Source organism: Saccharothrix australiensis (assembly GCF_003634935.1).
In the GTDB taxonomy this organism is placed as follows: Bacteria; Actinomycetota; Actinomycetes; order Mycobacteriales; family Pseudonocardiaceae; genus Actinosynnema; species Actinosynnema australiense.
In genome coordinates this window covers 3428595-3453528 of sequence record NZ_RBXO01000001.1, presented here as the reverse complement: position 1 = coordinate 3453528, position 24934 = coordinate 3428595, and the positions used below count along the sequence as shown (strand labels likewise).

Sequence of the window (24934 nt, the reverse complement as noted above, 5' to 3'; positions counted from 1 at the left end):
GCGCGGTCAGGACAGCTCGTTGTCGAGCAGGTCGAACAGTTCGTCGTCGGAGGCGGAGTCCAGCTCGACCTCCGGCGCGCCCGCCGCGTCGGACGCGGTGAGCTTGTCGAGCAGCGCCTGGAGCCGGACGGTGTAGCGGGTCCGGTCGAGGTCGCCCGCGGGCAGCGTGACCAGCGCGCGCTCCCACCGGTCCAGCTCGGCCTCCGCGGGCAGGTCGGACCCGGTGAACGGCAGCGCGCCCAGCAGGTGCTCCACCAGGTCGACGGGGGTCGGGTGGTCGAACACCAGCGTGGCGGGCAGCCGCAGGTCCAGCGCCGCGCCGAGGCGGTTGCGCAGTTCCACGGCGCTGAGCGAGTCGAAGCCCAGCTCCCGGAACGAGCGGTCCGGCCGCACCGCCGACGTCGACGGGTAGCCCAGCACGGCCGCGACCTGCTCGCGCACCAGCTCGGTCAGCGCGCCCGTCCGGCCCTGCCGGTCCCGGCCCGCCAGGGTGTCGACCAGGGACGTCCCGGCGGCCGTGCGCCTGGTGCCGCCCGGCGCCAGGCCGCGCAGCAGGGGTGGCGCGGTGTCCCGGCCGCGCAGCGCGGCGAGGTCGAGCCGGATCGGCACCAGCACCGCCCGGTCCGCGCCCAGCGCCGCGTCGAACAGCGCCAGGCCCTCCGCCTCGGACAGGCCGGTGACGCCGCCCCGGTCCAGGCGGTCGCGGTCGGCGGCGGCGCCCATGCCCGCGCCCGACCACAGGCCCCACGCGAGCGACACCGCGGGCAGGCCCTGCGCCCGGCGCAGCCCGGCGACGGCGTCGAGCGCGGCGTTGGCGGCGGCGTAGTTCGCCTGACCGGCGTTGCCGAACGTGCCGGCGGCCGAGGAGAACACCACGAACGCCGACAGGTCGTGCCCGGCGGTCGCCTCGTGCAGGGCGAGCGCCGCGTCGACCTTGGGCCGCAGCACGGTCGCCAGCCGGTCGCGGGTGAGCGAGGACAGGACACCGTCGTCCAGCACGCCCGCCGCGTGCACCACGGCGGACAGCTCGCGGCCCGCCACCAGGTCGCGCACCGCGGCCCGGTCGGTCAGGTCGCACGCCACCCACTCGACGTCCGCGCCCAGCTCGGCCAGCTCGGCGAGCACGGCGGGCTCACCGCGGCTGACCAGCAGCAGCTCGCGCACGCCGTGCTCGGTCACCAGGTGCCGGGCGACCAGGCCGCCCAGCGTGCCGGACGCCCCGGTGAGCAGGACCGGCCCGGTGAGCCGACCGGGCTCGCCCGCGACCCGGACCAGCCTGGGCGCGAGCACCCGGCCGCCGCGCACCGCCACCTGAGGTTCGCCGCAGGCCGCGGCGGACCGCACCGCGTCGAGGCCGTCCGCGCCGTCGACCAGCACGAACCGGTCGGGGTGCTCGGACTGCGCGGACCGGATCAGGCCCCACACCGCCGCGTGCGCCGGGTCGGGCACGACACCGCCCGCCGCCACGCCCGCCGTGGTCGCCACCACCAGGCGGGACGCGGCGAACCGGGGGTCGGCCACCCACGCCGAGGCGAGGTCCAGCGCCCAGCCGGCGGCGGCGTGCACCGCGTCGGAGAGGTCTCCGCCCGTGGTCGGCGGATGGGCCACCACGAGGTCCGGCACGTCATCCAACGCGGCCGGGCCACCGGCGGGCATGACCACCGGGGCACCGACGTCGTCCACAGTGGACACCTCGACCCAGTCGAGGTCGTACAGGGAGTCGACCCTGCGCTCCCCGGTCGACATCGCCCGCAGCACCAGCGACGACACCGACGCCACCGGGCGGCCCGCGCCGTCGGCGAGGTCGATCGCCACCGCATCGCCCTCGGCGCGCGCCAGCCGGACGCGCAGCACCGACGCGCCGACCGCGTCGAGGCGCACGCCGCTCCACGCGAACGGCAACCGCACCTCGTCACCGGGCGCCAACCCGCCGAGCGCGATGCCGTGCAGGGCGGCGTCCAGCAGGGCCGGGTGCAGCCCGAACCCGTCGACCGCCACCCCGTCCGGCAGGGCCACCTCGGTGAACACCTCGTCGCCGCGCCGCCAGGCCGCGCGCAGGCCCCGGAACGCCGGTCCGTACGCCAGGCCCGCGTCGGCGAGGCCGTCGTACAGGCCGTCCACCGCCACCGGCTCCGCGCCGGGCGGCGGCCACTCCCGCAGGTCCGCGGTCGACGCCGGCGGGCGGGTGGTGAGGGTGCCGGTCGCGTGCCGGACCCACGGGTCGCCCGCGTGGACGCTCACGCGGCGCTCCTCGCCCTCGCCCTCCACCACGACCTGCACCCGCACGCCGCCGTGCTCCGGCAGCACCAGCGGCGCCTCGACGGTCAGCTCGGCGAGGTGCGGGCACCCCGCCCGGTCGCCCGCGAGCACCGCCAGTTCGACGAACGCCGCGCCCGGCAGCAGCACCGCGCCGCCCACGACGTGGTCGGCGAGCCACGGCTGGGTCGCTGTCGACAGCACGCCGGTGAACAGCACGCCGCCCGAGCCCGGCAGCTCGACCGCCGCGCCGAGCAGCGGGTGGTCGGCCGCGTCCAGCCCGGCCGCCGCGACGTCGCCGCGCGCGGGCGTGGTGCCCAGCCAGTACCGCTCCCGCTGGAAGGCGTAGGTCGGCAGGTCCACCCGCCGCGCGCCGCGCCCGGCGAAGAACGCTTCCCAGTCCACGCGCACGCCCGCCACGTGCAGCCGGGCGACCGCCGCGGTCAGCGCGACGGCCTCGGGCCGGTCACCGCGCAGCGCCGGGGCGAGCACGCCGTCCACGACGTCCTGCGCGGCGGCGGACAGCACGCCGTCCGGGCCGAGTTCGAGGAAGGTGCGCGCGCCCTGCTCGTGCAGTGCGGTGACGGCGTCGGCGAACCGCACCGCCTGCCGCACCTGCCCCACCCAGTACTCGGGCGACTGCCACTCCCCCGCCACGGGCTTGCCCGTGACCGTCGACACGGCCTGGATCGCCGGCTCGCGGTAGACCAAGGACTCCGCGACCTCGCGGAACGCGGCCAGCATCGGCTCCATCAACACCGAGTGGAACGCGTGGCTGACCGCCAACCGCTTGGTCTTCCGCCCCTGCGCCGCGAGTTTCCCAGCGACCGCCAGCACTTCCTCTTCCACACCGGACAGCACCACCGACGAAGGCCCGTTCACCGCCGCGACCGACACACCCGGCGTCAGCTCGACCTCGGCCTCGGTCGCCTGCACCGCGACCATCGCCCCACCTTCCGGCAGGGCCTGCATCAACCGGCCGCGCGCCTTGACCAGCGTCGCCGCGTCCTCCAACGACAACACACCCGCCACGTGCGCGGCGGCAAGCTCACCGATGGAGTGCCCGGCGAGGAAGTCGGGCCGGATGCCCCACGACTCCACCAACCGGAACAACGCCACCTCGATCGCGAACAGCGCGGGCTGGGTGTACTCGGTCCGATCGATCAAGTCCGGGCCAAGCTCGCCCAGCGGCATGTCGAACGCGGCACACACCGCGTCGAACGCCTCGGCGAACAACGGGAACGCCGCATACAGCTCACGACCCATCCCGACCCGCTGGGCGCCCTGGCCCGTGAACAGGAACGCCAGGCGTCCCGCCGTCACGGGGCCGCGCACCAGCGACGCGGAAGCACGGCCGTCGGCCAGCGCGCTGAGGCCCGCCACCAGCTCGTCCCGGTCGGCGGCGACCACGACCGCCCGCTCGTCGAGGGCGGCCCGCCCGGTGGCCAGCGAGTAGGCGCCGTCCAGCAGGGGCACGTCGGCGTCCCGCAGCCGCGCGGCCTGCGCCGCCAACGCCTCCGGGCTCGTCGCCGACACGACCCACGGCACGACGGGCGCCGTCACGACGGGCTCGACCGGCGCCGGCTCCGCGGCCGGGGGCTCCTCCAGGATGGTGTGCGCGTTGGTGCCGCTGATGCCGAACGACGACACGGCGACCCGGCGCGGGCGGTCCAGCTCCGGCCACGGCCGGTTGTCGGTCAGCAGCTCGACGGCGCCGGCCGACCAGTCCACGTGCGGCGTCGGCTCGTCCACGTGCAGCGTCCTGGGCAGCACTCCCTCGTGCATCGCCATGACCATCTTGATGATCCCGGCGACACCGGCGGCGGCCTGGGTGTGGCCCAGGTTCGACTTCACCGAGCCCAACCACAGCGGCTCGTCGCGGTCCTGGCCGTAGGCGGCCAGCAACGCCTGCGCCTCGATCGGGTCACCGAGCCGCGTGCCGGTGCCGTGCGCCTCCACGGCGTCCACATCGGACGGACGGAGACCCGCGCTGCTCAACGCCTGGCGGATCACCCGCTGCTGCGACGGGCCGTTCGGCGCGGTCAAACCGTTGGACGCGCCGTCCTGGTTCACCGCCGAACCGCGCACCACCGCCAGGATGCGGTGGCCCTTGCGCACGGCGTCGGACATCCGCTCGACCAGGAGCATCCCGACGCCCTCGGACCAGCCCGTCCCGTCGGCCGCCGCCGCGAACGCCTTGCACCGGCCGTCCGCCGCGAGGCCGCGTTGGCGGCTGAACTCCAGGAACGTGCCGGGCGTCGCCATGACGGTCACGCCACCGGCCAGCGCCATGTCGCACTCGCCGTTGCGCAGCGCCTGCGCGGCCAAGTGCAACGCCACCAAGGACGACGAGCAGGCCGTGTCGACGGTCACCGCCGGACCCTCGAACCCGAACGTGAACGACACCCGGCCGGACGCCACGCTGCCCGACGTCCCGGTGCCCAGGTACCCCTCGACGCCTTCGGGGATCTCGGTCAGCCACGACCCGTAGTCGTGGTACATCACGCCCGCGAACACCCCGGTCCGGCTGCCGCGCATCCCGGACGGGTCGATCCCGGCCCGCTCGAACGCCTCCCACGACGTCTCCAGCAACAACCGCTGCTGCGGGTCCATCGCCAACGCCTCACGCGGCGAGATGCCGAAGAAACCGGCGTCGAACTCCGCCGCGCCGCGCAGGAAGCCGCCCTGGTCGGTGTAGCTGGTGCCGGCGCGTCCGGGGTCGGCGTCGAACAGGTCGTCCACCGGCCAGCCCCGGTCGAGCGGGAAGCCCGAGATCGCGTCGGTCCCGTCGAGCACGAGCCGCCACAGGTCCTCCGGCGACGACACGCCGCCGGGGTAGCGGCACGCCATGCCGACGATCACCACGGGGTCGTCGGACGGCGGCGCGACCGGCGCGGGCGCGTCGGGCGCTTCGGCGACGCCGAACAGCTCGCCGAGCAGGAAGTCCGCCAGCGCCACCGGGGTCGGGTGGTCGAACACCAGGGTCGCGGGCAGCCGCAGCCCGGTCTCGGCGTTGAGCGCGTTGCGCAGCTCCACGGCGCTGAGCGAGTCGAAGCCCAGGTCCCGGAACGACCGGGTGGGCGTCACCGCCCCGGCGTCCGGGTGCCCGAGGACGGCCGCGCCGCGCGCCCGCACGAGCGCGACCAGCTCGTCGGTCCGCCGCGCGGGGGTCAGCCCGGCGAGCCGGTCGGCCAGGCCGCCCGAGGCGGTCCGGCCGGCGGCCCGCCGGACCGGCGTCGCCACCAGGCCGCGCAGCAGCGGCGGCACGCCGTCCTCCGCCGCCCGCGCCCGGACGGCCGCGAGGTCGAGCCGCATCGGCACCAGGGTCGCGGCGTCGTCGGCCAGCGCCAGGTCGAGCAGCGCCAGGCCGTCCTCCGCCGACAGCCCGGTGACGCCGGCGCGCGCCATGCGCAGCAGGTCCGCGTCACCGAGGCCGCCGCCCATGCCGCTGTCCGCCCACAGGCCCCACGCGGCCGACATCGCGGGCAGCCCCGCGGCCCGCCTGCGCACCGCCAGGGCGTCCAGCGCGGCGTTGGCCGCCGCGTAGTTGCCCTGACCCGCCGTGCCGAACACGCCGGCCGCCGACGAGAACAGCACGAACGCCGCCAGGTCGTGGTCGCGGGTCAGCTCGTCGAGGTGGCGCGCGGCGTCCAGCTTGGGCCGCAGCACGCGATCCACCCGCTCCGGGGTGAGCGAGGTCAGGACGCCGTCGGCCAGCACACCGGCCGTGTGGAAGACGCCGGTGAGGCGCTGCCCGGCCAGCACGGCGGCCAGGGCGTCGCGGTCGGCGACGTCGCACGCGGCCCACCGCACCGACGCGCCCGCCGCGACCAGGTCGGCGGTGAGGTCGGCGGCCTCGCCGCGCCGGCTGACCAGCAGCAGGTCCCGCACGCCGTGCGCGGTGACCAGGTGCCGCGCGACGAGCCGGCCCAGCGTGCCGGACGCGCCGGTGACCAGCACCGCCCCGGCCGGGTCGAACCCGGCGAACGGCGCGCCGCCCACCCTGGCCCGCGCCAGGCGCGGCACCAGCACGCGGCCGTCCCGGACCGCCACCTGCGGCTCGCCCGTCGCGACCGCCGCCGGGACCAGCGCCAGGTCCGCGTCGTCCGCGACGTCCACGACGACGAACCGGCCGGGGTGCTCGGACTGCGCCGAGCGCACCAGGCCCCAGCGGGCGGCGGCGACCTCGTCGCCCTCCAGCAGACCGCGCGTGACCAGGACCAGCGCCCCGTCGTCGGCCAGCCGCTCGCGCAGCAGGTCGACCAGGTCGTTCACCGCGTCCCGCACGCTGTTCGCGGGCGGCAGCACGGTGTGCGCCTCGGCGGCCGAACCACCGGCCACCGCGCGGTCGGCCGACGGCGTGCCGGGGGTCGTGGCGACCCACTCCAGCCGGAACAGGGCGTCGTGACCGGTGCGGCCGACCGCGCGTTCCGCCGGGCGCAGCGCCAGTGACCCCACCGACGCCACCGGCTGCCCGAGGCCGTCGGCCAGCGCCAGCGACACCGCGCCGCCGCGCCCGGTGATCCGGACCCGCAGGGACGTGGCGCGCACGGCGTGCAGGGCGACACCGGACCACGCGAACGGCACCACCGCGCCGTCCGAGGTGTCGACCAGGTCGCCCACCCCGATCGCGTGCAGCGCCGCGTCCAGCAGCGCCGGGTGCAGGCCGTAGCCGTCGACGGCCACGCCGTCGGGCAGCTCGACCTCCGCGAACACCTCGCCGGCCCGCCGCCACGCCGCCCGCAAGCCCTGGAACGCCGGTCCGTAGCCGAGCCCGGCCGCGCCCAGCGCCGCGTAGTGCCCGTCGAGGTCCACCCGCTCCGCACCGGACGGCGGCCACTCCGCCCAGGCCGGCTCCGGGTCGGCCGCGTGCGCGCCCAGCACACCGGACGCGTGCCGGGTCCACTCGTCGGCGGCCGCGTCGTCCGGCCGCGCGTACACGGTCACCGGGCGCTGCCCGGCGTCGTCCGCGCCCACCACCACCTGCACCGCCACCCCGCCGTGCGCCGGCACGGCGATCGGCGCGGCCAGGGTCAGCTCCACCAGCGCCGGCGCGCCGACCTCGCGGCCCGCGCGCAGCACCAGGTCCACCAGCGCCGCGCCGGGCAGCACCACCTCGCCGTGCACGGCGTGGTCCGCGAGCCACGGGGTGCTCGCGCGGGCCACGCGACCGGTGACCAGCGCGCCGCCGGAGTCCGGCAACGCCACCACGCCGCCGAGCAGCGGGTGGTCGGTCGCCGCGAGGCCCAGCGCGCCGGCGTCGCCCGCCGCGGGGCCGGCGTCCAGCCAGTACCGCCGCCGCTGGAACGGGTACGTCGGCAGCTCGGTCCGCCGCGCGCCGGGCGTCCCGAAGAACGCCGCGCGGTCCACCGCGACACCCGCCGCGTGCAGGCGGGCGACCGCCGTCACGACCGACCGCGTCTCGGGCCGGTCGGCGCGCAGCGCGGGCACGAACTCGTCCTCGGCGGCGCTCTCGCGACCCATGCCGGACAAGACCCCGTCCGGGCCGAGTTCGAGGAACGTCCGCACGCCCTGCTCGTGCAGGGTCGTCACGGCATCGGCGAACCGCACCGCCTGCCGCACCTGCCCCACCCAGTACTCCGGCGAGCGCCACTCGTCGACCACGGGCTTGCCCGTCACCGTGGACACCGCCCGGATCGCGAGGTCCGAGTACGTCAGCGACTCCGCGACTGCCCGGAACTCGGCGAGCATCGGCTCCATCAGCACCGAGTGGAACGCGTGGCTCACGGTCAACCGCTTGGTCTTGCGCCCCTGCGCCGCAAGGACCTCCGCGACCGCCAGCACTTCCTGTTCGACACCGGACAGCACGATCGAGGAAGGTCCGTTGACGGCCGCGACCGACACGCCATCGGTCAGGTCAAGCTCATCCTCGGTCGCCTGCACGGCGACCATCGCCCCGCCCTCGGGCAAGGCGCCCATCAACCGACCGCGCGCCTTGACCAGCGTCGCGGCGTCCTCCAACGACAGCACGCCGGCGACATGCGCGGCGGCCAGCTCACCGATCGAATGCCCGGCGACGAGATCGGGCCGCACACCCCACGACTCCACCAACCGGAACAGCGCCACCTCGACCGCGAACAACGCCGGCTGCGTGAACTCCGTCCGATCGATCTCATCCGCGCCCAAGTCGCCCAACGGCATGTCGAACGCGGCACACACCGCGTCGAAAGCCTCCGCGAACACCGGGAAAGCCGCATACAGCCCACGACCCATCCCGACGCGCTGCGCACCCTGACCCGTGAACAGGAACGCCAGATCGCCCTCGACCGGCGTGCCCTCCACGACCGCGGACGACGGGACGCCCTCGGCCAGGGCGGCGAGCCCGTCCAGCAGTTCGTCCCGGTCGGTCCCGACGACCACCGCCCGGTGGTCGAGCGCGGCGCGGCCGGTCGCCAGCGAGAAGGCCACGTCCGCCGGCGGAACACCCCCGGCCACCGTCGACCGCACCCGCTCGGCCTGTGCCCTCAGGGCCTGGACGTCACGCCCGGACACCGCCAGCGCGTGCACCCGCCCGTCCTCGACCACAACGGCCGGAACCGGCTGGGCGGGCGGCTGTTCCAGGATCACGTGGGCGTTGGTGCCGCTGATGCCGAACGACGACACCGCCGCCCGCCGCGCACGCCCCACCGCAGGCCACTCCCGCGACGACGTCAGCAACTCGACCGCGCCCGACGACCAGTCCACGTGCGGCGACGGCTCGTCGGCGTGCAGGGTCTTCGGCAGCACGCCGTGCCGCATCGCCATGACCATCTTGATCACACCGGCGACACCCGCCGCCGCCTGGGTGTGACCCAGGTTCGACTTGATCGCCCCGAGCCACAGCGGCTCGTCGCGGTCCTGCCCGTAGGTCGCCAGCAGCGCCTGGGCCTCGATCGGGTCGCCAAGGCTCGTGCCCGTGCCGTGCGCCTCGACAGCGTCCACATCGGACGGACGAAGACCGGCGCTGCTCAGGGCCTGCCGGATCACCCGCTGCTGCGAAGGACCATTCGGCGCGGTCAGGCCGTTGGACGCGCCGTCCTGGTTCACCGCCGAACCCTTGACCACCGCCAACACCGGATGCCCCAACCGACGGGCGTCCGACAACCGCTCCACCAGGAGCATGCCGACACCCTCACCCCACCCGGTGCCGTCCGCACCCGCGCCGAACGCCTTGCACCGACCGTCCGCCGCCAACCCGCGCTGCCGGCTGAACTCGGTGAACGTGTAGGGCGTCGACATGACGGTGACACCGCCCGCCAACGCCATGTCGCACTCACCGCTGCGCAGCGCCTGTGCGGCGAGGTGCAGTGCCACCAACGACGACGAACACGCCGTGTCCACCGTCACCGCCGGACCCTCGAACCCGAACGTGTAAGCCACACGCCCGGACACCACGCTGGGTGCGGTGCCGGTGCCCAGGTATCCCTCGACGTCGTCCGGCACCGACGAGAGCCGAGCGCCGTAGTCGTAGTACATGACGCCCGCGAACACACCCGTCCGACTGCCGCGCAACGACAACGGGTCCACACCCGCCCGCTCCAACACCTCCCACGACGTCTCCAACAACAACCGCTGCTGCGGATCCATCGCCAACGCCTCACGCGGCGAAATCCCGAACAACCCCGCGTCGAACTCCGCCGCGTCGTGCAGGAAACCACCCTGATCCGTGTAGGTGGTGCCCGCCCGCTCCCGGTTCGGGTCGTACAACCCGGCGATGTCCCAACCGCGGTCGGTCGGGAAGCCGGAAATCGCGTCCACACCGCCCGCGACCAGCTCCCACAACCCCTCCGGCGAGGACACCCCGCCGGGGTACCGACACGCCATGCCCACGATCACGACCGGGTCGTCGTCCACCCGCTTCACCACCGGGGTGACGGTCACGGGCTGGTCCGCGCCGACCAGCTCCGCGGCCAGGTGCCGCGCCAGCGCCGGCGGCGTCGGGTGGTCGAACACCAGGGTCGCGGGCAGCCGCACGCCGGTCGCGGCGGACAGCGCGTTGCGCAGCTCCACCGCCGTCAACGAGTCGAAACCCAGGTCGCGGAAGGTGCGGTCCGCGCCGACCGCCGCGTGCCCGAGGACGGCGGCGACGTGCGTGCGGACCAGGTCCAGCAGGACGCGGTCGCGCTCGGCGTCCGGCAGCCCCGCCAGGCGCGCGGCGAGCGGGGTGTCGGCCGCCCGGCCGGCGGCCCGGCGCGACCGCTGCCGCACCAGGCCACGCAGCAGCGGCGGCACCGGGCCGCGCGGGCGCAGGTCGAGCCGCACCGGCACCAGCAGCGCCCGGTCGGCGGCCACGCCGGCGTCGAGCAGGGCCAGCCCTTCCCGCTCGCCCAGGCCGGAAACGCCCGAGCGGGTCATGCGGTCGCGGTCGGCGTCGGCGAGCCCGCCGCCCATGCCGCCCTCGGTCTCCCACAGGCCCCAGGCGAGCGACGTCGCCGGCAGACCGGCGGCGCGGCGGTGCTGGGCGAGCGCGTCCAGGAACGCGTTCGCGGCGGCGTAGTTGGCCTGACCGGCGTTGCCGAACACACCCGACGCCGACGAGAACAGCACGAACGCGGACAGCTCACCGGACAGCTCGTGCAGGTGCCACGCGGCGTCGACCTTCGGCCGCAGCACCGCCGCGAGCCGCTCGGGCGTCAGCGACGACAGCACGCCGTCGTCCAGCACGCCCGCCGTGTGCACGACGGCGGACAGCTCGCGCCCGTCGACCAGGGCGCGCACGGCGTCCCGGTCGGACACGTCGCACGCCACCCACTCCACCGCCGCGCCCGACGCCTCCAGGTCGGCCGACAGCGCGGCGGCGTTCTCGGCCGCCGCGCCGCGCCGGCTCACCAGCAGCAGGTCGCGGACGCCGTGCGCGGCGACGAGGTGGCGGGCCACCAGCCCGCCCAGCGTGCCCGCCGCACCGGTCACCAGGACGGTCCCGGAGCCGAACGCGCCGAACCCGCCCGCCGAACGCACGCGGGCCAGCCGCGGCGCGAACGCGGTGCCGCCGCGCACGGCGACCTCCGGCTCGTCCAGGTCGACCAGGCCGGACAGCGCCTCGGGCGCCGGTGCGGCGTCCACGTCCACGAGCACGATCCGGTCCGGGTGCTCCGACTGGGCGGTGCGCACCAGGCCCCACACGGCCGCGCCGGCGAGGTCGGTCACGTCCTCGTCGCCGACCGCCACCGCGCCCGCCGTCGCCACCACGAGCCGCGAGTCCGCGAACCGGTCGTCGGCCAGGAAGGCGCGGACGTCGGCGAGCACGCGGGCGGTGGTCGCGTGGACCGCCGCCACCACGTCGCCGGTCGCGGGCGGCACCTGGAGCACCACCACGTCCGACGCGGTCGCGGGCAGTTCCGGCCCGACCGACCACGTGGCGGGCGTGCCGGCCGCCGGCGTCAGCGGCGCCCAGTCGACGCCGAACAGCGCGTCGTGCCGGGCGGTGGTCGCCTCGGCGGTCGCCGGGCGCAGCGCGAGCGCGTCGACGCTGACCACGTGCGCGCCCGTCGGGTCGGTGGCCGCCAAGGCGAACGAGTCGCCGCCCAGCGGCGTCAGGCGCACGCGCAGCGCCGTCGCGCCCACCGCGCCGGGCCGCACGCCCGACCAGGAGAACGGCAGCGCCGTGTCGGTCACGAGCCCGGCCGCGCCGATCGCGTGCAGCGCCGCGTCGAGCAGCGCCGGGTGCACCGCGTACCGGCCGGCGTCCTGCTCGCCGTCGGGCAGCGCGACCTCGGCGAAGACCTCGCCGTCGTGCCGCCACGCCGACCGCAGGCCCCGGAAGCGCGGCCCGTAGGCCAGGCCCGCCTCGGCCATCGCCGGGTACAGCTCCGCCACGTCGACGGGTTCCGCGCCCGCGGGCGGCTCGGCGGACGGGGCGTCCACCGGCTCCTCGGCGCGCAGGGCACCGCTCGCGTGCCGGGTCCAGGGCTCGTCGTCGGCCGCGTGCTCGGGCCGGGAGAACACCTCGAACGACCGCGTCCCGCCGCGCTCCGCCGCGACCGCCACCCGCAACTGGACGGCGTCGGGCAGGGGCAGCGGCGCGGACAGGGTCAGCTCGTCCACCACGGGGCAGCCGACCAGTTCGCCCGCCCGGACGGCGAGTTCCACGAACGCGGTGCCCGGCAGCAGCACCCGGCCGTGGACGACGTGCTCGGCCAGCCACGGCGTGGTGCGCGTCGACAGCCGGCCGGTGAGCAGCACGCCGTCCGAGTCGGGCAGCGCGACGGCCGCGCCGAGCAGCGGGTGGTCCGCCGGGCGCAGTCCGGCCGCGCCGACGTCCACGCCGTCCGGCACGTCGTGCAGCCAGAACGTCCGGCGCTGGAAGGCGTAGGTGGGCAGGTCGAGCCGCTGCCCCGCCGCGCCCGCGAAGTAGCGGGCCCAGTCGACGCGGACGCCCCGCACGTGCAGGCCCGCCACGGCGGTGGTGACCGTGACGGCCTCGTCGCGGCCGGCGCGCAGCGAGGGCACGAACCCGGCGTCCACGCTCTCCCGGCCCATCGCGGACAGCACGCCGTCCGGACCGATTTCCAGGAACGTCCCGACACCCTGACCGTGCAGGGTTGTCACGGCGTCGGCGAACCGCACCGCCTGCCGCACCTGCCCCACCCAGTACTCCGGCGACCGCCACTCGTCGGTCACCGACTTGCCGGTCACCGTCGACACCGCCGGAACCAGCAAATCGCCATACGCCAACGACTCGGCAACGTCGCGGAACTCGGCCAGCATCGGCTCCATCAGCACCGAGTGGAACGCATGACTCACCGCCAACCGCTTCGTCTTGCGCCCCAGCGCCGCAAACTTCTCCGCGACCGCCAGCACTTCCTCTTCCACACCCGACAACACCAGCGAGGAAGGCCCGTTCACCGCCGCAACCGACACCCCGTCGGTCAGCTCCAACTCTGCTTCGGTCGCCTGCACCGCGACCATCGCGCCACCCTCGGGCAGTGCACCCATCAACCGCCCGCGCGCCTTCACCAACGTGGCGGCGTCCGCCAACGACAACACACCCGCCACATGCGCGGCAGCCAACTCACCGATCGAATGCCCGGCAACGAAATCAGGCTTCACGCCCCACGACTCGAACAACCGGAACAACGCCACCTCAACCGCGAACAACGCAGGCTGCGTGAACTCCGTCCGATCGATTTCACCCGCACCCAACTCGCCCAACGGCATGTCAAGAGCAGCACACACGGCGTCGAACGCCTCCGCGAACACCGGGTACTTGTCGTGCAGCTCACGACCCATCCCGACCCGCTGCGCACCCTGACCCGTGAACAGGAATGCCACCTTGCCGTCGGCCGGCCGATCCCGCACCACGCCGGGCGCGGGCTCACCGGCCGCCAGCGCGGTCAGCACCGACAACGCCGATTCACGGTCCACGGCGGCGAAGCCCACCCGGTCGTCCAGCGCGGACCGGGTCGTCGCCAGCGCGGCGGCGATGTCGGCCAGACGCGCGTGCGGGTTGTCCTCGACCCATGTGCGCAGTCGCTCCGCCTGCGCCCGCAGGGCGTCGTCACCGCGCGCGGACAGCGTGACGGGCACGGCGGGCAGGTCGCGCCGCACGGGCTCGACCCGCTCCGCGACCGCCGGGTCGAACTCCAGGACGGTGTGCGCGTTGGTGCCGCTGATGCCGAACGACGACACCGCCGCGCGGCGCGGGCGGTCCAGCTCCGGCCACGGCCGGTCCTCCGTCAGCAGCTCGACGGCGCCGGCGGACCAGTCCACGTGCGGCGTGGGCTCGTCCACGTGCAGCGTCCTGGGCAGCACGCCGTGCCGCATCGCCATGACCATCTTGATGATCCCGGCGACACCCGCCGCCGCCTGGGTGTGCCCCAGGTTCGACTTCACCGAACCCAACCACAACGGCTCGTCACGGTCCTGACCGTAAGTCGCCAGCAAAGCCTGCGCCTCGATCGGGTCACCGAGAGTCGTGCCGGTGCCGTGCGCTTCCACGGCGTCCACATCGGACGGACGGAGGCCGGCGTTCGCCAACGCCTGGCGGATCACCCGCTGCTGCGACGGACCATTCGGCGCGGTCAAGCCGTTGGACGCGCCGTCCTGGTTGACCGCCGAACCCTTGACGACGGCCAGCACGCGGTGGCCATTGCGGCGAGCGTCCGACAGCCGCTCGACCAGCAGCATGCCGACGCCCTCGCCCCAGCCCGTGCCGTCGGCGGCGGCGGCGAACGACTTGCACCGGCCGTCCTCCGCCAACCCGCGCTGCCGGCTGAACTCGGTGAACGTGCCCGGCGTCGGCATCACGGTCACACCGCCGGCCAGCGCCAGGTCGCACTCGCCCGACCGCAGCGCCTGAGCCGCCAGGTGCAGCGCCACCAGCGACGACGAACACGCCGTATCGACGGTCACCGCCGGACCCTCGAACCCGAACGTGTAGGCCACGCGGCCGGACACGACGCTGCCCGAGCTGCCGACGCCGAGGTAGCCCTCCAGCTCCTCGGGCGCGGTGGACAGGCGCGCGGCGTAGTCGTAGTACATGACGCCCGCGAACACGCCCGTCCGGCTGCCGCGCAGCGCGGCCGGGTCGATGCCCGCGCGCTCGAACGCCTCCCACGACGTCTCCAGCAGCAACCGCTGCTGCGGGTCGGTGGCCAGCGCCTCACGCGGGTTGACGCCGAAGAAGTCGGCGTCGAAGTCGGCCGCATCGTGCAGGAAGCCACCGCCGGTCGCGTAGGTCGTGCCGGGCACGGTGGCGCTCGGGTCGTACAGCGCCTCCAGGTCCCAGCCCCGGTTGTCGGGGAACCCGGTGATGCCGTCCCGGCCCTGGCTGACCAGCTCCCACAGCTGTTCCGGCGAGGTGACCTCGCCGGGGTAGCGGCAGGCCATGCCGACGATCGCGATCGGCTCGTCGTCGGCCGCGCGGGTCGCGGTGGCGGTGGGCGCGTCGGCGGCGGCCTCGCCCAGCTCCGCCGCCAGGAACGCCGCGAGCGCCTTGGGCGTCGGGTGGTCGAACACCAGGGTCGCGGGCAGCCGCAGCCCGGTCTCGGCGGCGACGGCGTTGCGCAGCTCGACCGAGGTCAGGGAGTCGAAGCCCAGGTCGCGGAACGCCCGGCCGGCCGCGACGGAACCCGCCGACTCGTGCCCGAGGACGGCGGCGACCTGCGCGCGGACCAGGTCGAGCAGGGCCGATTGGCGCTCCTCGCCGTCCAGTCCGGCGAACCGGGACGCGGCCGGCGCGGCGGAGCCCGCGCGGGCCCGGCGGACCGGCGTGCGCACCAGGCCGCGCAGCAGCGGCAGCACGGGGCCGTCACCGCGCAGGTCCAGCCGCATCGGCAGGGCCAGCGGGTCGTCGGCGGCGATCGCCGCGTCGAACAGCGCCAGCCCTTCCGCGACGGACAGGCCGGTCACGCCGCCGCGCTCGATGCGGGCGCGGTCGGTGGCCGACAGGGTGCCCGCCATGCCGCCCTCGGTGGACCACAGTCCCCAGGCGAGGGACGTCGCCGGCAGCCCGGCGGCGCGGCGGTGCTGGGCGAGCGCGTCCAGGAATGCGTTGGCGGCGGCGTAGTTGGCCTGACCGGCGCTGCCGAACGTGGCCGCGCCGGACGAGAACAGCACGAACGCGGACAGGTCGTGGTCGCGGGTCAGCTCGTGCAGGTGCACGGCCGCGTCGACCTTGGGCCGCAGCACGGCGGCCAGCCGCTCGGGCGTCAGCGAGGACAGCACGCCGTCGTCCAGCACGCCGGCGGTGTGCACGACGGCGGTCAGCCGCCGGTCGGCGAGCAGCGCGGACAGGGCGTCCCGGTCGGCGACGTCGCACGCGGCGAACGTGGCGGCCACGCCCAACCCGGCGAGTTCCGCGGCGAGGTCGTCGTCGTGGCCCCGCCTGCTGACCAGCAGCAGTTCGCGCACGCCGTGCGCGGTGGCGAGGTGCCGGGCGACGAGCCGGCCCAGCGTGCCGGTCGCGCCGGTGACCAGCACCGGTCCCGCGCCGAACGACGGCGCGTCGGCCGGGGCGAGCCGGGCCAGGCGCGGCGCGGACAGCGTGCCCGCGCGGACGGCGATCTCCGGCTCGTCGGTGGCCACGGCGGCGGCGAGCATGGTCGCGGCGGCCGGGTCGTCCAGGTCGACCAGGACGATGCGGTCCGGGTTCTCCGACTGCGCGGACCGCACCAGGCCGCGCGAGGCGGCGTGCACCAGGTCCGCCACGTCCTCGCCCGGCGCGGCGGACACCGCGCCGCGGGTGACCACGACCAGCCGGGACCGGCCGCCGTCGGCGGACCACTCGCGCAGCCGCTCCAGCGTGCGGGCGGTGCGCTCGTGCACGGCGGCGGCGGTCGGCTCGACCCGGTCCAGCAGCGGCAGGACCACCCAGTCGGCGTCGGCCGCCGCGCCGACCCCTGTGCCGACCCCTGTGCCGACCTCCGCGCCGGTCGAGCGCAGCGCCGCCACGAGGTCCGGCGCGTCGCCGAGCACCGCCCACCGCCCGGCGGGCGCCTCGCGGAGCGGCACGGGCGTCCAGTCGAGGTGGAACAGGGCGTCGCGGTGGGCGCGGCGGGACGCGTCCACCTGGTCGGCGGTCACCGGGCGCAGCAGCAGGCCGGCCACCTCGGCGACGGGTTCGCCCGCGCCGTCGGCGAGGTCGAGCGCGACCGCGCCGGCCGACGCGGTGAGCCGCACCCGCAGGGTGTCCGCGCCGCGCGCGAACAGGCGCACGCCGGTCCACGAGAACGGCAGGCGGGTCTGCTCGGCGTCGTCGAGCAGGCCGCCGACGCCCACGGCGTGCAGGGCGGAGTCCAGCAGGCCGGGGTGCAGGCCGAACCGCGAGGTCTCCTCCCGGTCGGCCAGGGCCACCTCGGCGAACACCTCGTCGCCGCGCCGCCACACCGCCCGCAGGCCGCGGAACAGCGGGCCGTAGCCGTAACCGTTGTCGCGCAACCAGTCGTAGAGGCCGTCGGTGTCCACTTCGGACGCCCCTGCGGGCGGCCACTGGGTCTGCCGCAGGCCGGTGACCGGGCTCCCGGCGACGAGCGCGCCGGTCGCGTGCCGGGTCCACGGCAGGCCGTCGGCGTCCTCGGGCCGCGAGTACACGGTGATGCCGCCGTCGCCGTCCACCGCGACCCGCAGGTGCACCGCGCCGCGGGCGGGCAGGGCCAGCGGCGCGTGCAGGGTCAGCTCGTCCAGCACGTCCCGCCCGACCAGGTCGCCGGCGCGCAGCGCCAGGTCCACGAACGCGGTGCCGGGCACCAGGACGGTGCCGAAGATGGTGTGGTCGGCCAGCCACGGGTGGGTGGCCAGGGACAGCCGCGCGGTGAGCAGGACGCCGTCGGAGTCGGGCAGCGCGACGGCCGCGCCGAGCAGCGGGTGGTCGGCGGCGGCCAGGCCGGCGGCGGTCACGTCGCCCGACCCGGCGGTCGGCCGGGGCCAGTACCGGCCGCGGTGGAACGCGTAGGTGGGCAGCTCCACCGGGCGCGCGCCCGCCACCGACGGCAGCGCCGCCCAGTCCACGCGGACGCCGCGCACGTGCACGGTGGCGGCGGCGTCGAGCAGGGTCCGCTCCTCCGGGCGCCCGGCGCGCATCAGCGGGACGAACACCGCCTCCGGCGCGGAGTCCGCGCCCAGCGCCGAGAGCACGCCGTCCGGGCCGATCTCCACGAAGGTCGTCACGCCCTCGCCGTGCAGCGCCGTCACGGCGTCGCCGAACCGCACCGCCGCGCGGACCTGCTCGACCCAGTAGCTTGGATCGCCCCACTCGCCGGACACGGCGAGCCGGCCGGTGACCGTGGACACGACCGGCACGGTGGGCGCGGCGAACGCCACGCTCTCCACGACCGCCCGGAAGTCGTCCAGCATCGGCTCCATCAGCACGGAGTGGAACGCGTGGCTGACCGCCAACCGCTTGATCTTGCGCCCCCGCGCGGCGAAACCTTCCGCGATCGCCAGCACTTCCTGCTCGACACCGGAGAGCACCACCGACGACGGACCGTTCACCGCCGCCACCGACACACCCGGCGTCAACCCGACCTCGTCCTCGGCCGCCTGCACCGCGACCATCGCCCCACCCTCGGGCAGGGCCTGCATCAACCGACCGCGCGCGGCCACCACCTTCGCGGCGTCCGCCAACGACAGCACACCGGCGACGTGCGCGGCGGCCAACTCGCCGATCGAGTGCCCCGCCACCAGGTCGGGCGCGATCCGCAGCGACTCGGCCAGGCGGAACAGCGCCACCTCGACGGCGAACAGCGCCGGCTGCGTGTGCTCGGTGCGGTCGACCAGGTCGGCCCGCTCGAACACCACCTCGCGCAGCGGCACGTCGAGGTGGCGGTCGAACTCCGCGCACACCGCGTCGAACGCCTCCGCGAACACCGGGAACGCCTGGTACAGCTCACGGCCCATGCCGACCCGCTGCGCGCCCTGACCGGTGAACACGAACGCCACCCGGCCGCGGTCGGCCGTGCCGCGCACGACACCGCCCGCCCGGCGGTCCTCGGCGAGCGCCCGCAGGCCGGCCAGCAGCTCGGACCGGTCCGCGCCCAGCACGACGGCCCGCTCCTCCAGCGCGGCGCGGGTGGTCGCCAGCGCGTGCGCCACGTCCGCCGGGTGGGCGTCGGCCGCCGTGTCGAGCAGCCGCCCGGCCTGCGCCGCGAGGGCTTCCGGGGTGCGCGCGGACAGCGGCCAGGCCAGCGGGCCCGCCGGGTCCGGGGTCGCGGGCTCGGCGACGGGCTCGACGTGTTCGAGGACGACGTGGGCGTTGGTGCCGCTGACGCCGAACGACGACACCGCCGCCCGGCGCGGGCGGTCGGCCTCGGGCCACGGCCGCGCCTCGGTCAGCAGCTCGACCGCGCCGGCGGACCAGTCGACGTGCGGGGTGGGCTCGTCCACGTGCAGCGTCCTGGGCAGCACGCCGTGCCGCATGGCCATGACCATCTTGATCACGCCGGCGACGCCGGACGCGGACTGGGTGTGACCGATGTTGGACTTCAGCGACCCGAGCCACAGCGGTTCGTCGCGGTCCTGCCCGTAGGTCGCCAGCAGGGCCTGCGCCTCGATCGGGTCGCCCAGCCGCGTACCGGTCCCGTGCGCCTCCACGGCGTCCACATCGGACGGACGGAGGCCGGCGTTCGCCAACGCCTGGCGGATCACCCGCTGCTGCGACGGACCATTCGGCGCGGTCAAGCCGTTCGACGCGCCGTCCTGGTTCACCGCCGAACCCTTGACCACCGCCAGCACGCGGTGGCCATTGCGGCGAGCGTCCGACAGCCGCTCGACCAGCAGCATGCCGACGCCCTCGCCCCAGCCCGTGCCGTCGGCGGCGGCGGCGAACGACTTGCACCGGCCGTCCTCCGCCAACCCGCGCTGCCGGCTGAACTCGACGAACGTGCCCGGCGTGGCCATGACCGTGACACCGCCCGCCAAGGCCAGGTCGCACTCGCCCGACCGCAGCGCCCGCGCCGCCAGGTGCAGCGCCACCAACGACGACGAACACGCCGTGTCCACCGTGACGGCCTGGCCTTCGAGCCCGAACGTGTAGGCGATGCGGCCGGACACGACGCTGCCCGCGTTGCCGGTGCCCAGGTGGCCCTGCAACGCTTCCGGCGCGTCGGCGAGCAGGCTCAGGTACTCCTGGTTGGTCGTGCCCGCGAACACGCCGGTCTGGCTGCCGCGCACCGACGACGGGTCGATGCCCGCCCGTTCGAACGCCTCCCAGGACACCTCCAGCAGCAGCCGCTGCTGCGGGTCCATCGCCAGCGCCTCCCGCGGCGAGATGCCGAAGAAGCCGGCGTCGAACTCGCCCGCGCCGGACAGGAAGCCGCCCGAGCGGGCGTAGGAGGTGCCGGGGTGCAGCGGGTCGGGGTGGTAGAGGGCGTCGACGTCCCAGCCGCGGTCGGTCGGGAAGTCCGCCACCGCGTCCACGCCGTCCGCCACCAGCCGCCACAGGTCCTCCGGCGAGGACACCCCGCCGGGGAAGCGGCAGGCCATGCCGACGATCGCGATGGGCTCGTCCGCCGCGCCGGCGGCGGTGACCGCGACGGCGTCGTCCGCGTCGCCCAGCAGCCGCTCCGCCAGGTGGTCGGCGAGCGCCGCGGGCGTCGGGTGGTCGAACACCACCGTCGCGGGCAGCGGCACGCCGGTCTCGGTGGCGAGCAGGTCGCGCAGCTCGACGGCGGTCAGGGAGTCCAGGCCGAGGTCGCGGAAGGCGAGGTCGGGCTCCACGGCGGCGGCCGAGGCGTGGCCGAGGACCGCGGCGGCCCTGGCGCGCACCAGGTCCGCGAGCCTGCGGCGGCGGTCGGCGGGCGCGAGCGCGGCCAGCGCGCGGGTCAGGTCCGTGCCGGCGGGCGGCGCGTCGTCCTCGACGACGGCGGCGCGCGCCTCGGCGACGCCCAGCAGCAGCGGGCTGGGGCGGGCGGCGGTGAACGTCGCCGCGAAGCGGGACCAGTCGACGTCGGCGACAGTCAGCGTGGCGTCGCCGGCGCCGACCGCGCCGGCGAGCGCCGCCAGGGCGAGGTGCGGCGCCATCGGCGCGAGGCCGCGGCGGCGCAGGTGCTCGCCGACGCCGTCGTCCTCGGCGAGGCCGCCGCCCGCCCACGGGCCCCAGGCGACGGAGGTCGCGGCGAGGCCGCGGGCGCGGCGGGCCTCGGCGAGGGCGTCGACGAACGCGTTGGCCGCGGCGTAGGCGGAGCCCGCGCCGTTGCCCCAGGTCGCGGAGATCGAGGAGAACAGGACGAACGCGTCCAGGTCGCCGGTCAGCTCGTCCAGGTGGCGGGCGCCGGCGGTCTTGGCGGACACGATGCGGGCGAACTCCGCCGGGTCGGTGTCGGCGAGCAGGGTGTGCTGCCCGACGCCCGCCGCGTGCACGACGGCGCGCACCGGGTCGCCCTGGGCGGCCAGGCGGTCCAGGAGGTCGGCGACGGCGTCCCGGTCGGCCACGTCGCAGGCGGCCACGGTCACCCGCGTGCCGGACAGCTCCGCGACGAGCCGGTCCACCCCCGGCGCGTCCGCGCCGCGCCGGGACACCAGCACGACGTGCTCCGCGCCGCGCTCGGCGAGCATCCGGGCGACGTGGCCGCCCAGCGCGCCGGTGCCGCCGGTGATCAGCGTGGTCCCCGTCGGCGTCCAGCCCGCGCCGGTGTCGCCGAGCGGCGCGGCGCGCACCACGCGGCGCACGGACACGCCCGACGGGCGCAGCGCGACCTGGTCCTCCGCGCCCGCCGCGCCGGCGAGCACGGCGGCGAGCCGGGACACCGCCCGGTCGTCCAAATCCTCGGGCAGGTCCACCAGGCCGTGCCAGAGCGCGGACCGCTCCAGCGCGACGACCCGGCCCAGGCCCCACACGGCGGCCTGGTCGGGGTGGGGCGCGCGGTCGGCGCGGCCGGTGGCGACGGCGCCCCTGGTGACGCACCACACCGGCCCGACGCCGGCGCGGGCGACGGCCGCGGTGGCGGCCAGGCCGCGGGTCAGCCCCGGGTGCGCCTGGTCGGGTCGGTCGTCCAGCGCGAGCAGGGACACCACGCCGGTCACGTCGGCGGTGGCGACCACCGGGGCGGCCGTGTCGACCTCCACGGCGAGCACCGCCGCGCCGCCCGCGGTCACCGCGCGCCGCACCGCCTCGACCGCCGGGTCGTCGGCCAGCCCCTGCGGTACCAGCAGGGCCCACGTGCCGGTCGGCGCGGCGGGCGGCAGGCCGGTCAGCGGCTCCCACACCACCCGGTACCGCCAGGAGTCCACGGTGGACGTCGCGCGGCGGCGGGCGCGCCAGGCGGCGAGCGCGGGCACGACCGCGTCCAGCGCGGCCTGGTCGCCCACCGCGAGCTGCCCGGCCAGCGCGGCGACGTCGCCGCGCTCGACCGCCGACCAGAACGCCGACTCCGCCGGGTCAAGCGCGGGCGCGGCGGTGTCCCCGCCCGCGTCGGCGAGCCAGAACCGCTCCCGCTGGAACCGGTAGGTCGGCAGGTCCACCGGCCGCGCGCCCCGGCCCGCGAAGACACCCGCCCAGTCGGGCGTCACGCCGGCGGTGTGCAGGCGCGCCAGGGCCGCGGTCACCGCCTCCACCTCGGGACGACCGGAGCGCAGCGCGGGCACGAGCACGGCCGGCGCGTCAGACGGCACGTCCCGGCCCAGGGCGGTCAGCACGCCGTCCGGGCCCAGTTCGAGGAACGTCCGCACGTCCCGCTCGCGCAGGGCGGTCACGGCGTCGGCGAACCGGACGGCCGCGCGGACCTGGTCGACCCAGTACTCCGGGGTGCGCCACTCGTCCGCGACCGGCCGCCCGGTCACGGTGGACACCGCCGGGATCGCCGCCTCCCGGTACGCCACCTGCCCGGCCACCTCGCGGAACCGCGCGAGCATCGGCTCCATCAGCGGCGAGTGGAAGGCGTGGCTGACGGTGAGCCGCTTGGTCCTGCGCCCCCGCTCGGCGAACGACCCGGCGATCCGCAGGACCTCGGCCTCGACGCCGGAGACCACGACCGACGACGGCCCGTTGACCGCCGCGATCGACACCCCGTCGGTCAGCAGCGGCGACACCTCGGCTTCACCGGCCTGCACGGCGACCATCGCGCCACCGGCGGGCAGCGCCTGCATCAGCCGGCCGCGCGCCGTGACCAGCCGCACGGCGTCCGCCAGGTCCAGCACGCCGGCGCAGTGCGCGGCGGCGAGTTCGCCGATGGAGTGCCCGGCGACGACGTCCGGCGTGACGCCCCAGGCTTCGAAGAGCCGGAACAGGGCGACCTCGACCGCGAACAGCGCGGGCTGCGCGTACTCGGTCCGGTCGACCAGGTCGGCGCGCTCGAACACCACCTCGCGCAGCGGGACGTCCAGGTGGGGGTCCGCCTCGGCGCACACCGCGTCGAAAGCCTCGGCGTAGACGGGGAACGCAGCGTGCAGCTCACGGCCCATGCCCACGCGCTGCGCGCCCTGACCGGTGAACAGGAACGCCGAGGGCGAGGCGGTGTCGCGCACGACGCCCTGCACGACGTTCGCCGCCGACGCGCCCGAGGCCAGCGCCTCCAGCCCGCGCGCCACGGCCTCCCCGTCGCCGACGACCACCGCCCGGTGCGGCAGCGCCGCCCGCCCGACGGCCGCCGAGTACGCGGTGTCCACAATGGACGAGAGGTCGGTGTCGAGCAGCGCGGCGGCCTGCGCGCGCAACGCCTCCGCGCCGCGCGCCGACAGCACGAGCGGCACCACGGGCGTCGACACGGCGACCGGCTCGTCCACCGGCTCGGCGGCGGGCGCCTGCTCCAGCACGACGTGCGCGTTGGTGCCGCTCACGCCGAACGACGACACGGCGGCGCGGCGCGGGCGGTCGACCGCCGGCCACGGCCGGTTGTCGGTCACCAGCGCCACCGCGCCCGACGACCAGTCCACCCGGCTCGACGGCTCGCCGACGTGCAGGGTCCGCGGCAGCACGCCGTGGCGGATCGCCATGACCGCCTTGATCAGGCCCGCCGCGCCGGCCGCCGCCTGCGTGTGGCCGATGTTCGACTTGACCGAACCCAGCCACAGCGGCTGCTCGGGCGAGTGCTCGCGGCCGTAGGTGGCCAGCAGCGCCTGCGCCTCGATCGGGTCGCCGAGCCGGGTGCCGGTGCCGTGCGCCTCGACGAGGTCCACGTCGCCGGGCGACAGCTTCGCGTCGGCCAGCGCCTGGAGGACGACCCGCTGCTGGGCGGGGCCGTTGGGCGCGCTGAGCCCGTTGGACGCGCCGTCCTGGTTGACCGCCGCGCCGCGCACCACGGCGAGCACGGGGTGGCCGTTGCGCACCGCGTCGGACAGCCGCTCCACCAGCAGCACGCCGACGCCCTCGCCCCAGCCGGTGCCGTCGGCGTCCTCGGAGAACGCCTTGCAGCGGCCGTCGCCGGACAGCCCGCCCTGCTTGTCGAACTCGGCGAACACACCGGAGCCCGCCATCACCGTCACGCCGCCCGCGACGGCGAGCGAGCAGTGCCCGTCCCGCAGCGCCTGCACCGCCAGGTGCAGCGCCACCAGCGACGACGAGCACGCGGTGTCCACCGTGACCGAGGGGCCTTCGAGCCCGAAGGTGTAGGACAGGCGTCCGGACAGGACGCTGGGCGCGGTGCCGGTCAGCAGGTGGCCGCGCACGCCCTCGGGGATCTCGTCCACCGCGCCGTAGCCCATGAAGCTGCCGCCGACGAACACCCCGGTGTCGCCGCCGCGCAGGGTGGTGGGGTCGATGCGGGCGCGTTCGAACAGCTCCCACGTGCTCTCCAGCAGCAGGCGCTGCTGCGGGTCCATCGCCAGCGCCTCGCGCGGCGAGATCCCGAAGAACGCGGGGTCGAACTCCGCCGCGTCGTGCAGGAAGCCGCCGCCGCGGGTGACCCGGTCGCCGTCCTCGGTGACCACCTCGGCGGCGTCGACGTCCCAGCCGCGGTCGTCGGGGAACCGGCCGATCGCGTCGACCCCCGACTCGACGAGCCGCCACAGGTCCTCGGGCGAGCGGACCCCGCCCGGATAGCGGCAGCTCATGGCGACGACGGCGACCGGCTCGTGCCTGCTCGCTTCCAGGTCGCGCACGCGCTGCCTCGTCTGGGCGAGATCGGCCGTCACCCACTTGAGGTACTCGCGCAGCTTGTCCTCGTTCGCCATCGGACCCCACCTCTTGCCCGCAACACCTGCGCGCTCGACGGAACAAACCCGCACCGGTCCCCGATCGGCGTCGGGCGGCCCGGTGCATCGCGGGACGGCGGCACGACCGCACGTCCCCGGAGTCGGACGCTAGGAA

1 protein-coding gene is annotated in these 24934 nt (G+C 76.2%); it reads right to left on the bottom strand.

The genetic code is table 11. The annotated features are described in order from the left end of the window. Positions 1-6: 6 nt before the first annotated feature. On the bottom strand, positions 7-24798 hold the full coding sequence (locus tag C8E97_RS15380; RefSeq protein ID WP_121006132.1) for a type I polyketide synthase: 24792 nt from the start codon (positions 24796-24798) through the stop codon (positions 7-9). Positions 24799-24934 lie beyond the last annotated feature (136 nt).

Excerpts from the sequence above, each read along its gene's own strand:
- C8E97_RS15380 (WP_121006132.1), bottom strand. The coding sequence starts at position 24,798 with ATGGCGAACGAGGACAAGCTGCGCGAGTACCTCAAGTGGGTGACGGCC.